Below are 12558 nucleotides of genomic sequence, written 5' to 3'. Positions count from 1 at the left end.
TTGGCGTCGACACAGTCCGGTGCCGTCAACCTCTCAAGCGGCGCCGCCGCCCCTCCCGGCCTGTTGATGCGTTTGTTTGCCCGCAAGGCGGCCGCGCCCGGGGAAGTCTATGGCGCTCCCGGTCACGGCGACAGCGGCATGATCAGCACCGTTACCGCCATTGTGCTGATTGCAGGGTGGTTCGTCATCACCAACATGGGTTGGATCAAGCCCCTGTTCCTGCCCTCGCCGCAGGCGGTCTGGGGGAAATTCGTCCTTGCCGCGACCGAGGGTGTATCCAACTCGACGCTTTGGCAGCACACTGTGGCGAGCTTGTCGCGCATCTTTGGCGCGTTTTTTCTGGCTTGCATCACCGCAATTCCTATTGGGGTCTTGATGGGCACGAATCGCGTGATGCGTGGCATCTTTGACCCGCCGATCGAGTTCTACCGACCGCTGCCGCCGCTGGCCTACCTGCCGCTGGTGATCATCTGGTTCGGCATCGGCGAGACCTCAAAAATCCTGCTGATCTACCTGGCGATCTTCGCCCCCATGGCGATCTCTGCGCGCGCCGGGGTGCGCTCGGTGTCGATCGAACAGATCCATGCCGCCTATGCAATGGGGGCGAGCCGGATGCAGATTGTCTGGCATGTGATCCTCAAGGCGGCGTTGCCGGAGATCTTCACCGGCATGCGCATCGGCATCGGCGTAGGCTGGACCACACTGGTGGCCGCGGAAATGATCGCCGCGACCCGTGGTTTGGGTTTCATGGTGCTCAATGCCGCGGAATTCCTGGCCAGCGACACGGTCATTATGGGCATCATCGTCATCGGTCTGTTTGCCTTTGCATTCGATCTGTTGATGCGTTACGTCGAGCGCCTGCTGCTGCCGTGGAAGGGGCGGGTCTAGCGCTTGTTCTTGGCATCGGCGCGGATCATGTCCACGGCTTTCTCCGCCATCATCACCGCAGGAGCGTTCGTGTTGCCCGAGACCAGCGTCGGCATCACCGAGCAATCGACCACTCGCAGTCCAGCCACGCCGTTCACGCGCAACCGGGCGTCTACAACCGCAAGCGGGTCGATACCCATACGGCAGGTGCCGGTGGGATGAAAAATGGTGGCGCCGTTGTTGCGGCAGAACTCCAGCAGGGCATCATCAGTTGCGTCCTGCGGACCTGGTTTGACCTCGCGCTTGACATAAGGTCGCATGGCAACGGACGCGGCGATCGCGCGCACGGCTTTCACGCCGGCGACGGCGGTGCGCCGGTCCAGATCGGTTGACAGGTAGTTCGGCTGCATCTCGGGCGGCTCGAACGGGTCCGCTCCGCGAATGCGGATGTGTCCGCGCGACTCGGGCCGCAACTGGCAAATCGACATCGTGAAGCCGGAATACGGGTGCACCTTGCCCCCCGCCATGTCGGCCGAGAGCGTGGCGACGTGGAACTGGATATCGGGGGTTGACGCTTCGTCCGCCAGCGCGCGCATGAAGCAGCCGCCCTGGTTGATGCCCACCGCAAGCGGCCCGGAGCGGAATAGCAGCCACTGCAGGCCGATCTGCATTTTCCCGACGAGCGAATTGAGCTGGTCGTTCACCGTGATCGGCTTGGTGCACTCGAAGCTCAGGCGGATCTGCAGGTGATCCTGCAGGTTCTCGCCGACGCCGGGCGCGTCGAGGACCACAGGTATGCCATGCTGTTCCAGTAGCGCGCGCGGCCCGATGCCAGAGAGCTGCAGAAGCTGCGGCGACTGGATCGAGCCGGCCGCGAGCAGGACTTCGGCGTTGCAGCGTGCGCTCTTGATCTCGCCACCCTGGCGAAACCGCACACCGACGGCGCGGCGGCCATCCATGATCAATCCGGCAGCGAATGCTCCGGTCTCGATGCGAAGGTTCTGGCGGCCGCGCCCCGGGTCGAGGTAGGCTTTGGCGGTACTGCAGCGCCAACCCTTGTGGGTCGTCAATTGGTAGTAGCCGGCGCCTTCCTGTTGCGCGCCGTTGAAGTCGTCCGTGCGTGGAACGCCGATCTGCCCCGCACCGTCGATGAAGGCCTCGATCAGCTCATGCCTGGCGCTAATGTCGGACACCTTCAGTGGTCCTTCGCTACCGTGGAACGGAATCGCGCCACGCTGATTGCCCTCGGACTTGATGAAATACGGAAGCACATCTTCGTAGCCCCATCCGGTGTTGCCGAGCGCTGCCCAGTGGTCATAGTCCTCGCGCTGGCCACGAATATAGATCAGGCCGTTGATCGAGCTCGATCCACCCAGCGTCTTGCCGCGCGGCCAGTAGATGCGCCGGCCGTTCATGTTTGGATCGGGGTCGGTGTTGAAGCGCCAGTTGTAGGTGTCGCTCCACATCGTCTTGCCGTAACCGATTGGCAAGTGGATCCACAGCGAACGGTCGGGCGGACCGGCTTCGAGCAGCAGAACCCGGGTGGCCGGGTCTTCGCTGAGCCGACCGGCGAGCACGCAGCCCGCCGAGCCGGCACCAACGATGATGTAATCAAATTGTTCGCTCACTCTGTTTCCTTTGCAGCGCAATCTGGACAACCGAACAATCCAGTCCAGAATCGGCGAATCATAAAGTGTGGTACCCCGGGACAGAAATGTTCCGCGATGATCGTGCGCTTGCGCACGTCCGCGTTGATGCTCAACTGATCGCTCGCCGATGTTGGGTCGGATCGAGTGGCGAGCTGCCAGATTGGCGGCGCCAAGGCGAGCGGCGAAGCCTGTGCTATTGCGGGCGCGCTGGAAGCTATGTCAAGCCAATTCGAATGCGGGTGTCCGTGAGGTTCACCGCATTTTCTGGAAGAGCAGCCGCCACATCGTAGTCGGTGCCACCCCGAAGGCCCTGCGGTGTAGCAGACAGCGTGGCCTTGGGCTCCGCTTCTCCCCGGTTTTTTGCAGTGGCAAAGCTAAAGCGCATGAGCGTGCGTTGACGGGCCCTGGTATGGTCAACGACCGGAGCTGGGTAATCCACACCGATGTGCACCCCGGCTGCGGCCTGGTCCGCCGTGCCCATAGCCGCCGGCGCATGGATGAACCTGTCAGGCACGCGCGCCAGTTCCGGCAGGTAGCGGCGGATGAAGCGCCCCTGCGGATCGAAGTTGCGCGACTGCGTGACCGGGTTGAAGATGCGAAACCACGGCTGCGCGTCGCAGCCGGTGGAAGCGGCCCACTGCCAGCCGCCATTGTTGGCCGCCAGGTCGTAGTCATTGAGGTGGCGGGCAAAGTGTCGCTCGCCCAGGTGCCAATCGATGCCCAGGCTCTTGGTCAGAAAGGACGCCACCACCATGCGCAGGCGGTTGTGCATGTAACCGGTCTGATGCAACTGGCGCATCGCCGCGTCCACCAGTGGGTAGCCGGTGCGCGCCTCACACCAGGCCGCGAACAGTTCGGGCGCGTCATCCCACACGATGTGCTCATGATCCGGGCGAAAAGCATGCTCGGCGACATGCGGGTGATGCCACAAGATCATGTGATAGAAGTCGCGCCAGATCAGCTCGGATAGCCAGGTGGCCGCCCCCTCGCCACCCCGGCGGTGTGCGTGAGCGGCCAGCTCCCGCACCGACACTGTGCCAAAGCGCAGGTGCACCGACAGGTAGGACACCCCCTTGCGTGCGGGAAAGTCACGTGCCTGGCGGTAGCCCTCCATACGGGTGCAGAAATCCTTGAATAACTGTTTGCCGCCACGCATGCCGGTGGGGAGGGGCAGCATGGCGAGGTCGGTGGCCTCAAAGCCGATGGAGGAGAGCGCGGGCAGCACTTCGCCGAGGGGCTTGGGCGCCAGGCGCGCGGCGTACTTGGCGATCGGGTAGGGCTGGAGCTGGAAATCGTCCAGCTTCTTGAGCCAGGCATTGCGGTACGGCGTGAAAACGCTGAATGGCTTGCCGCTCTGCGTCAGCACCTCGCCGCGCTCAAAAATGACCTGATCCTTGAAGTCCGCCAAGGCAATGCCATTGGCCGCCAGGCGCGCTGCCACCTGGCGATCGCGTTCGATGGCGGCGGGCTCATAGTCGCGATTCGTAAAAACCTGGCTGACCCCCAGGTTCCGGGCGAGTTGCACGATGCAATCGACAGCGCGTCCGTGACGCACCAGGATGCCGGAGCCTTGCCCCCCGGCGGCCAGCGACAGGGCGTGGAGCGCGCCGTCGAGCTCGCCCAGGCTGGCGTGGATAAATTCCACGCGCCGATCCCGGCGCTCGGGCAGCGCGTTCAGGATGTCGGTATCGAACACAAAAGCGCAGTACACGCGGTCGGCAAAGCGCAGCGCCTGGTAAAGGGCAGCATGGTCGAAGCAGCGCAGGTCGCGGCGAAACCAGACAAGGGCGGAGGTCACGGGTTTGAACGCACTGTGTGGAGGAAAAATGGCGGGGCTCAGCTGTTGGCGCGCTTCTTGAGCCAGCGCATCAGCACGCCGAGTGCGGGAATTTTTTCGTACAGCTCTTCGGCGGCATCCCAGTAGTCGCGGTGCCGTGTGATCAGGCCCTGCGCGTCCAGCACCAGGTGCGACGCACCGCGCACAGTTTGGGGCACTGACCGCTGAAAACGCTTGAAGCGAAACATGAAGTCCCACGTCAAGAAGCATTGCGTACCCTGTACCACGTGGCCGGTGACCTTGAATCCCGGTTCTTGCAGCGACTCGAACATGTGCAGGTAGACGCGCTGGATGAGGGCGATGCCCTGCACCTCGTTGAACGGGTCTTTGAATCGCGCATCGGGCGCGTAGATGCGGCTGATCGAGTCCACGCTGTCGGGCGTGAGCTGCTCAAAAAATGCCGCGATACGGGCCACGGCCGTGTCAGCGTCGGGATGCTCAGTGGGCAGCATGGTCAAAGTCCGGTAAAGCGGCGCACGGCCGGGAAGTAGAGACGGTACGGCAGCAGTCGCAGCAGTTTCATCACGCGGGTGAAGCGCTTGGGAAAATGGATGTCGAACTCGCCCCGCTCCCAACCGTGCACGATGGCCTGCGCCGCAGCCTCGGGCGAGATCAGCGCCGGCATGGGGAAGTCGTTGCCTGCGGTCAGCGCAGTGGCGACAAAACCGGGATTGATCACGCTCACGCCCATGCCAAGGTCATGCAGATCCAGGTACAGCGCCTCGGCCAGGTTGATCAGCGCGGCCTTGGTGGGCCCATAGGCGAGGCTTTTCGGCAGACCGCGAAAGCCGGCCACGCTGCTGACCAGGCTCAGGTGGCCGGCTCGCCCGCCGCGCGCGGCTTCGACCATCGCGGGCAGCACCGCGCCCAACACATGCAGCGCGCCGAGGGTGTTGATCTGCTGGTGACGCAGCACTTCGTCCAGGTCGAAGGCCGTGGCGCGCATTTCGTGGTAGTGGCCTGCGCAGTACAGGACCAGGTCCAGCGGGCCTTGTGTCAGCAGCTCCGTAGCGGCGATCTGCACGTCGTCGCGGCGGGCGGTGTCGAGTGGCAACGCGCTGGCGCCGGGGTGCTGATCGACAAAAGACTGCAGTGCGGCTTCGCCGCGTGCCGATACCACCACCTGCGCACCCCGCGCGTGCAGGGCCGATGCGGTGGCGTGCCCGATGCCGCTGGAGGCGCCGACCAGCCAGGCCCTGCGGCCCTGCCAGTGGCTGATGCGGGGGTTGAGACTCATTGCCTCAGCGCTTGGTGAAGGCCAAGGTGACTTCGCCCAGCCGAACGCCGAATTTGCTCATGGTGGCGCGGTTGAGCATGACGCGGTCGTCCATCAGGTACATCCAGTCATCGAACTCTACCTCGTAGACCTTGCCGTCCACCGGCAGATTCAGCGTGTAGTTCCAGCGGAAAGCATTGCCCGAGGTCTGCCCCACGGCTCGTCCCACCACGTCGCCGGCGGTGCCGGTGTAGCGGCCGTGCGCTTCTTTGGTGAGTCGCCAGACGCGGCGCTCCCTGCTGCCGTCGGAATAGGTGAAGGCTTCGTCGAGCACGCCCTGATTGCCATTCCACTGGCAGTCCATCAATACCGTGAAGCGCTTGACGATCTTGCCGCTGCGGTCCTGAAACATGCCGTGGGCGTCGATGCGGCCGTTGAAATATTGCGCCAGATCCAGTAGCGGCTTTTCGCCCGCATAGTCCGCCAGCGTCTGGCTGGCGCAGCCGGCCAGAGCGACAGGCGCGGCAATGGCGGCCGAGAGAAGGAAACGTCGTTGCATCATGGTGTGCCTTCCGGGATAAGAGTGCGCCCGGAGCCCGGGTCGCGGATGATGAAAAAATACAGCGCTGCTGCTGCCAGCAATTTGAGTGCGCAGGGCAGGATGGCGTAAGCCAGGCCCAGGGCCTGGAGCGCCTCGGGGCTGCGCGTGCCGGGGGAATAGCCCAGCGCACCCAGCAGCGGCAACGCCAAACCCGCGGCCAACGCCAGGTTCAGCTTGGTGGCAAAGTTCCACCAGCCAAAGTAGGCGCCCTCAAACCGGCCGTTGTCGCCCTGCCGGGCAATCACCCCGGCCAGCATCGCACCGGGCAGCGCCAGGTCGGTTCCCAGCGCAGCGCCGGAGAGCGCGCACACCAGCAGGAACGCCGCCGTGTCGCTCTTGCCCAGGCCGGCGACGCCGGCGAACACCGCAATCGCCAGCAGCATGCCCGCCAGCCAGGTGCGGGCCAGTCCCCAGCGCGCCACCGCCCGCAGCCACAGCGGAATAGACAGCGCCGCACAGAGAAAATAGGTGCCCAGAAAAAAGGGCTCCTGCGCCGGCGGCGACTGCAGCCTGTCCTGGATGAAAAACAGCACCAGCGTAGCCGGCACAGCGCTGGCGATGCCGTTGAGCATGAACACCGCCAGCAGGCGCCGGAAGGCGGCGCTGCCCCAGGGCCGCCACAGGCTCGCCACCGCCCTCGTGGCGCGGCCCGGATGTGCCGGCGGCGCTGGCGATGGCGCCCTCGTCCAGGCCAGCCAGCCCAGCACCAGTGCGACGGTAAAGGCGCCCAGCATGACTGGCAGTCCCAGCAGCGCAGGCAGCAGGGAGGCCAACACGACACCGAAGACGCCGCAGCCCTCACGCCACGCCACGATGCGCCCGCGCTGTAGTTCGTCGCCACCGAGCCGGGCGCCCCAGGATTGGTGGGCAATGCTGAGCTGGCTGTAGGCCGTGCAGGTGATCAGCAAAAAGGCCGCCGCCCAGGCGGTGAGTGCGCCCGGCTCCGCGACCGCTGGGAAAAACAGCCCGGCAAGCCCCATTGCCAGCACCAGCGAAGACACCGCCCCCGCCGCCAGTACGGCGTGCAGGGAACGGGCAAACAGCCAGTCGCTCAGGCGTCCGAGCAGCGGATCGATGGCGGCGTCGAAGAGTCGCGCCGCCAGCAGCACTGCGCCCAGCGAGGCCAGCGGCATGCCGAACACCCGCGCGTAGTGATTGGGCAGCAAGACATAAAGCGGCAGGGCCACAAAGGCCAGTGGCAATCCGAGCAACCCATAGCAGGCCAGACCCCGGCGGGTCGGGACTTCAGCCGACGCCCGCTTCATGGCTGCCCCGGTGCCCGGGCGGCAAGCAAGGCCTCGCGCAAGCGCGGCTCGGAGGTGTGCGGCGATAGCCAGATGCCGAAGAACAGGCGCGCAAACGCAGGGTCTGCCACCTCGCCGACAGTGCGGCCCTGCATCTGGAACACGACCCCTTGGTCGGGCCGGTACAGCCCGGTGATCCGGTCACCAGCCTTGACATCGGGCAGCGCTGCCTGCAGCGCCTGCTCCCAGCGTGAGGCCTGCTGCGCTGTGAGCGGACCCACGCGGCGCATTTCCTGAATCGAGCGCCGCGCAATCGCTTGCGTGGTGAAGTCGCGCTGGTAGGCAAGCTCCAGCGCCAGGGGATAAGCCACATAATCCTCGGGCCGGAAGCCGGCGCTGACCCACAGGCGCGCGCGGTAGACCTCCAGACCGAAAAAGCGCAGTGTGCCCTGTCCAGCTGGACGCATACCGGGCAGCGGCGCGCCAGGTTCGGCCGGCTGCGCGCTCGCAATGGTCAAGCAAAAAACGACCGTCGCGCAGACTGTGCATGCGCGAATAGCTATCTTTTTGATAGTCATGGCCTGACCAGGGTGAATTGCATCAGGTTCGTGTTGTTCATGGAAAACGCGGCTTCGCAGTAGCACAGGTAGAACTCCCAGATGCGCATGAAGCGTTCGTCAAAGCCCAGCCGCAGGATTTGCGCACGCCGGGCGACGAAGCGTTCGCGCCAGCGCCTGAGGGTTTCCGCGTAATCCTGGCCGAAGGCGAATTCGTCTTCCACCCGCAAGCCGGCAGCCTCGGCCTCGCGGCGGAATTCGCTCGGGCAAGGCAGGCAGCCACCGGGAAAGATGTATTGCTGGATGAAGTCGGTGGAGCCGATGTAGCGCTTGAACAGGCTGTCGTCGATGACGATGCTCTGGATGCAGGCGCGCCCGCCGGGCTTGAGCAGTCGCCTTACCGCCTGGAAGTAGGTGGGCCAGTATTCGCGGCCCACGGCCTCCACCATCTCGATGGAGCAGATGGCGTCAAAGGGTCCGTCATGGATGTCGCGGTAGTCCTGCAGCCGCAGATCGGCCTGGTCTGCCACGCCCTGCTGCACCATGCGCTGCTGCGCGAAGTCCAGCTGTTCGGTAGACAGCGTCACGCCCGTCAGGGAGGCGCCGAATTCTGTGGTGGCCATCTCGGCCAGCGCGCCCCAGCCGCAGCCGATCTCCAGCACGCGGTCCCCGGGCTTCACGCCGGCCATGCGCAACGCGCGGCGTACCTTGGCCTGCTGGGCCGTGCGCATGTCACCTTGCGGGTTGCCCTCGAACCACGCCGACGAGTAGTTCATGGTGTCGTCCAGCCACAGCGCGTAAAAGGCGTTGCCCAGATCGTAGTGGGCGTGGATGTTTTTCTGGCTGTTGGCGCGCGTGTTGCGATGGAGCAGATGCCTGATGCGATACAGCAGCCGGCCGGCCCAGCTGCCGTAGATCGCGCCTTCGATCTGCTGGCGGTTGGCGATGAAGAGCTTCAGCAGCTCGCTCAAATGGGGCGTTGTCCAGTCGCCCGCAATGTAGCTCTCGGCAAAGCCGATGTCGCCGGACTTGAGCGCGGCGCCGAACACATTCCAGCTGCGCAGCGTGATCCCCGCCACCGGGCCGCCGCCCGGACCGAAGTGCTGCAGCGATCCGTCGGGCAGCTGCATCGTGAGCGAGCCCTTCTGCAGACGGTGCAGAAGTTGCAGCGCGGTGCGCGCGGCGGCAGGAATGCCATGGGGCAGGATGGGGTTGGAGCGGGGTGCTGTGGTGCTGTTCATGGAAAGGTCCGGGCGGGTTGTCAACGGGTCACGGGGGCGTCGGGTGGGGCGGGCTTGCGGTGAAAGGGCAGGCGCTTCATCCATAGTTGCAGTGCCTGCCAGTGGATGCGGGCCATCACCGCCAGCGTCATGCCGGGGTAGCCCCAGAGGGCGCGGCGCAGCGTGGCCGGGGTGATGGGCAGCAGCTGGCCGCTTACGCTGGTCTGCAGCAGCGGTCCGTCCTCGTCGTCGTGGTCGATGCGCACCACGGTGCGGTCCTCGCCGCCATGGCGGGTGCGCAGGAAGCGGAAGCGGTAGCCGCCACTGACGTCGCAGAACGGCGAAACGTGAAAGACCTTGCGGGCATGCAGCTCCGCGCCGTAGCGCGGCGCATCGAGCAGGTAGCAGTGGCGTTCGCCAAAGGTGTTGTTGACCTCGACCACGATGGCACGCAGGCTGTTGTCGCCGGCGTGGCAATACCAGAAGCTCACGGGCTTGAAGGTGTACCCCCACACGCGCGGATAACAGTGCAGCCAGGCCTCGCCCGTGGCATCGGTGATGCCTTCGGCGCGCAGCAGCGCGTCGAGCCAGGCGAGGGCGCCGCCTTCGCGGGGGGCGCGCCCGTCGCCGTGGTCGGCGTCGTGAAAGCTGATGGCACCGCGCCGGTTGATGGCCAGTCCCGCATGCGTTTGCGGCTGCGCCCGCAGGCTGCGCATGGGCAGCATGAGGAAGAACGTAGGGTAGGCAAACGCGTGGCGGCTGGGGCGCAGCCGCGTATGGCGCACCTGGCCAAAGCCGATCAGCGGGGCCGGCACACGGGACGCGGGTGGATGATTCATGCGGCCTGCGCCCACGGCGCCTGAATCTCTGCGAGCAGCTGCTGCGCCACGGCCAGGCCCGACTTGAGCCCGTCTTCATGGAAGCCGTAACCCGTCCAGGCGCCACAAAACCACGTGTGGTGTTCACCCTGCAGTTGCGCCACTTGCTGCTGGGCACGGATGGCCTGCAGGTCAAAGACCGGGTGGTCGTATTCGTGCTCGCCGATCACATGCTGCGCGGCAATCTCGCGCACCGGATTCAGCGACACCACCACAGGCTGGCCGAATGGCACAGGCTGCAGCCGGTTGATCAGATAGTGCAGGCAGACACGTGCGGCTTCGCGTCCGCTGTCTTGCGCGCGCTCGTAGTTCCAGGCGGCCCAGGCGATGCGCCGCTCGGGGAGCACCGAGGCGTCGGTGTGCAGCACGGCCCGGTTCGGCTGGTAGCGTATGGCGCCCAGCGCCTCCCGCTCCTGCGCCGTTGCGTCATGCAATAGGGCCAGCGCCTGATCGGAGTGGGTGGCCAGAACCAGCCGGTCAAAGCGCTCGGCGCCGGAATCAAGCACCACGCGCACGCCTGCGGCATCGCGCTCGATGCGGCGAACCGGGGTGTTCAGGCGCTTGTGTGCGATGCGCGCGACGATTTTGTCGACATAGTGCCTGGCACCGCCCAGCACGGTGTGCCACTGGGGCCGGTTGCTCACCTGGATCAGGCCGTGGTTATGGCAAAAGCGGATCATGGTAGCGACCGGAAACCGCAGCATCTGGTCCGTGGGGCAACTCCAGATACAGCCCAGCATGGGCAAAAAATACCAGTCGCGAAAGGCGTCGCCAAAGCGGTGTACCTTCAAGAACTCACCCAGCGGCTGCGTCAGCGCGGCTTCTTCATGGGCGCCGGCGATGCGGCTGGCCAGCGCATTGAAGCGCAGCAGGTCCGCCAGCATGCCCAGAAATCGCGGGTTCACCAGGTTGCTGCGCTGCGCGAACACGGTGGACAGGCTGGAGCCGCTCCACTCCAGCGCGCGCCCGCGCAAGGCGCCCGGCACCCGGACCGAGAACGACATGTCCGACCTGGCAGTAGTTACGTCCAGCTCGGCCAGCAGTGCGATCAGGTGGGGATAGGTGAGCTCGTTGAACACCAGAAAGCCGGTATCCACGCCATGCGTGATCTCGCCCTGCGGCGTGGGCAGCGTGACATCGACCGTGTGGGTGTGACCCCCAAAATAGTCCCCCGCCTCGAACAGCGTGATGTCGGCATGGCCCTGCAGCTTGTGGGCCACGGCCAGGCCGGAGATACCGGAGCCAACGATCGCCACCTTCATGACGCGCTCCGGGAGAACGGCTCGGCGGTCGCGATGGGTCTGCGGCCCGCCATCCGCGCCAAACGCGATAAAGGCGATAAAGGCGACAGCGCCGTGACTGCCGGAACATCGAAAGTTGAAGTCATTTGTATTGGTCGAAAAATATATTTGTCTAGGACAGTTTAATTACTTCAGCACAATTTGTCCAATTGCGCTTTAATCGGGTTGATGTTCTCTACGCGATCCCAGGGGTTTTGGATGCGGATTTTTTGCAATCAGGGGTTTGATGCGTCATGAATGACGACGAGCGCGCGTTGCCGCAGTGCCTGTCCATTGCTGCCGTGGAGCGCGATACCGGTCTGTCCAAAGACACCCTGCGCGTATGGGAGCGTCGCTACGGATTTCCATGCCCCAAGCGCGACAGCGCGGGCGATCGCGCCTATCCGCCCGAACAGGTCGAGCGCCTGCACATCATCCGGCGCCTGCTGGATGCGGGGCATCGCCCGGGGCGCATCGTGGCGCTGGAGCCGCATGCACTGCGGGCGCTGTCTGCGGCCCGACCCTTGACGCCCTCCGGCCCGTCTGACGAGCCCGAGCTTGGCCGTTACATGGACTTGATCGCGCGTCACGACATACACCCTTTGCGGCGAGCGCTGGATCAGGCCGCGTTGCGGCTTGGACTGGTGCGTTTCGTCACGACGGTCGTGGCGCCCCTGAACATCGCTGTGGGGGACGAGTGGATGCACGGCCGGTTTCAGGTGTTCGAAGAGCACCTGTACACGGAATGTGTGACGGGCGTCCTGCGCAACGCCATTGGCAGCATTCCGCCACCCCTGGGCGCCGGTGTCCCCCGGGTGGTGCTGACCACGTTTGCGCAGGAAGCGCACGGCCTGGGGCTCCTCATGGCCGAGGCCTTGTTTGCACTGGAAGGTTGCGCCTGCCTGTCCTTGGGCACGCGCACGCCAATGGGCGACATCGTGCAGGCAGCGCAGGCGCATGACGCGGACATCGTGGCCTTGAGCTTTACAGCGGCCCTGAGCCCCCACGTCGTCGTCGCTGGCCTGCGCGATTTGCGGCGCCAGCTCGGCCCCAAGACCGCAATCTGGGTCGGCGGTCAATGTCCTGTTCTCTACCAGCGCACTTTGGAGGGGGTGCTGGCGGTGCAGGCACTGGAATCCCTTCCCGACCAGATAGCTCACTGGCGACGCGAAGAGCGCGATGTTGCGCTCCACGCGAAGGGAGCTTAAC

Annotated in this window: 12 protein-coding genes; 2 read left to right on the top strand and 10 right to left on the bottom strand. The window is 65.1% G+C overall.

Features of this window, described 5'->3' with window-relative positions; genetic code table 11:
- Positions 1-66: 66 nt before the first annotated feature.
- Positions 67-888 (top strand): ABC transporter permease subunit, encoded by an 822-nt coding sequence (locus EUB48_RS14925; protein WP_142821318.1) that lies wholly within the window; start codon positions 67-69, stop codon positions 886-888.
- On the opposite strand, the gene EUB48_RS14920 is transcribed toward EUB48_RS14925, so the two are convergent.
- The 10 genes from EUB48_RS14920 to EUB48_RS14875 all read right to left on the bottom strand — a co-directional run bounded on the left by EUB48_RS14920 (position 885) and on the right by EUB48_RS14875 (position 11331).
- Positions 885-2495 carry a GMC family oxidoreductase gene (locus EUB48_RS14920; protein ID WP_142819882.1) on the bottom strand — a complete coding sequence of 537 codons (1611 nt, stop codon included), beginning with the start codon at positions 2493-2495 and terminating at the stop codon, positions 885-887. The two genes, EUB48_RS14925 and EUB48_RS14920, sit on opposite strands and share 4 nt — an antisense overlap.
- A 235-nt stretch (positions 2496-2730) precedes the next feature.
- Positions 2731-4314: a cryptochrome/photolyase family protein gene (locus tag EUB48_RS14915; protein WP_142819881.1), complete on the bottom strand. Its 1584-nt coding sequence runs from the start codon at positions 4312-4314 to the stop codon at positions 2731-2733.
- Positions 4315-4352: 38 nt separating this feature from the next.
- Complete coding sequence (locus EUB48_RS14910) at positions 4353-4805, bottom strand: nuclear transport factor 2 family protein (protein WP_142819880.1); 453 nt, start codon at positions 4803-4805, stop codon at positions 4353-4355.
- Positions 4806-4807: 2 nt separating this feature from the next.
- Positions 4808-5590 (bottom strand): SDR family NAD(P)-dependent oxidoreductase, encoded by a 783-nt coding sequence (locus EUB48_RS14905; protein WP_142819879.1) that lies wholly within the window; start codon positions 5588-5590, stop codon positions 4808-4810.
- Positions 5591-5594: 4 nt separating this feature from the next.
- The gene (locus EUB48_RS14900) at positions 5595-6131 is read right to left on the bottom strand and encodes a DUF3833 domain-containing protein (protein WP_142819878.1); all 537 of its coding nucleotides are present in this window, start codon (positions 6129-6131) and stop codon (positions 5595-5597) included.
- Entirely contained in the window at positions 6128-7435 is a 1308-nt protein-coding gene (locus EUB48_RS14895) for an MFS transporter (RefSeq protein WP_142819877.1), read from the bottom strand. Before EUB48_RS14895 ends, EUB48_RS14900 begins: the two co-directional genes overlap by 4 nt.
- Entirely contained in the window at positions 7432-7992 is a 561-nt protein-coding gene (locus EUB48_RS14890; protein WP_142819876.1) for a chalcone isomerase family protein, read from the bottom strand. Before EUB48_RS14890 ends, EUB48_RS14895 begins: the two co-directional genes overlap by 4 nt.
- Entirely contained in the window at positions 7989-9212 is a 1224-nt protein-coding gene (locus EUB48_RS14885) for an SAM-dependent methyltransferase (RefSeq protein ID WP_142819875.1), read from the bottom strand. The genes EUB48_RS14890 and EUB48_RS14885 overlap by 4 nt, the downstream gene beginning before the upstream one ends.
- 20 nt (positions 9213-9232) lie before the next feature.
- The gene (locus EUB48_RS14880) at positions 9233-10030 is read right to left on the bottom strand and encodes a DUF1365 domain-containing protein (RefSeq protein ID WP_142819874.1); all 798 of its coding nucleotides are present in this window, start codon (positions 10028-10030) and stop codon (positions 9233-9235) included.
- Complete coding sequence (locus tag EUB48_RS14875) at positions 10027-11331, bottom strand: NAD(P)/FAD-dependent oxidoreductase (RefSeq protein ID WP_142819873.1); 1305 nt, start codon at positions 11329-11331, stop codon at positions 10027-10029. The genes EUB48_RS14880 and EUB48_RS14875 overlap by 4 nt, the downstream gene beginning before the upstream one ends.
- Before the next feature lie 272 nt (positions 11332-11603).
- On the opposite strand from EUB48_RS14875, the gene EUB48_RS14870 reads away from it, so the two are divergent.
- Positions 11604-12557, top strand: coding sequence for a MerR family transcriptional regulator (locus EUB48_RS14870; RefSeq protein WP_142819872.1), 954 nt, complete (start codon positions 11604-11606; stop codon positions 12555-12557).
- The last annotated feature ends 1 nt before the right edge of the window (position 12558 follow it).

It is taken from the genome of Rhodoferax sediminis (assembly GCF_006970865.1).
In the GTDB taxonomy this organism is placed as follows: domain Bacteria; phylum Pseudomonadota; class Gammaproteobacteria; order Burkholderiales; family Burkholderiaceae_C; genus Rhodoferax_A; species Rhodoferax_A sediminis.
Note: the sequence above shows the minus strand (reverse complement) of the source record. Positions and strands in the feature narration are given on the sequence as shown.

What these genes read in the sequence shown, in the direction of transcription:
- EUB48_RS14890 (WP_142819876.1), bottom strand. Translation starts at nt 7,992, where the DNA reads ATGACTATCAAAAAGATAGCTATTCGCGCATGCACAGTCTGCGCGACG.
- EUB48_RS14870 (WP_142819872.1), top strand. Translation starts at nt 11,604, where the DNA reads ATGAATGACGACGAGCGCGCGTTGCCGCAGTGCCTGTCCATTGCTGCC.
- EUB48_RS14905 (WP_142819879.1), bottom strand. Translation starts at nt 5,590, where the DNA reads ATGAGTCTCAACCCCCGCATCAGCCACTGGCAGGGCCGCAGGGCCTGG.
- EUB48_RS14885 (WP_142819875.1), bottom strand. Translation starts at nt 9,212, where the DNA reads ATGAACAGCACCACAGCACCCCGCTCCAACCCCATCCTGCCCCATGGC.
- EUB48_RS14900 (WP_142819878.1), bottom strand. Translation starts at nt 6,131, where the DNA reads ATGATGCAACGACGTTTCCTTCTCTCGGCCGCCATTGCCGCGCCTGTC.
- EUB48_RS14910 (WP_142819880.1), bottom strand. Translation starts at nt 4,805, where the DNA reads ATGCTGCCCACTGAGCATCCCGACGCTGACACGGCCGTGGCCCGTATC.
- EUB48_RS14880 (WP_142819874.1), bottom strand. Translation starts at nt 10,030, where the DNA reads ATGAATCATCCACCCGCGTCCCGTGTGCCGGCCCCGCTGATCGGCTTT.
- EUB48_RS14875 (WP_142819873.1), bottom strand. Translation starts at nt 11,331, where the DNA reads ATGAAGGTGGCGATCGTTGGCTCCGGTATCTCCGGCCTGGCCGTGGCC.
- EUB48_RS14895 (WP_142819877.1), bottom strand. Translation starts at nt 7,435, where the DNA reads ATGAAGCGGGCGTCGGCTGAAGTCCCGACCCGCCGGGGTCTGGCCTGC.
- EUB48_RS14925 (WP_142821318.1), top strand. Translation starts at nt 67, where the DNA reads ATGCGTTTGTTTGCCCGCAAGGCGGCCGCGCCCGGGGAAGTCTATGGC.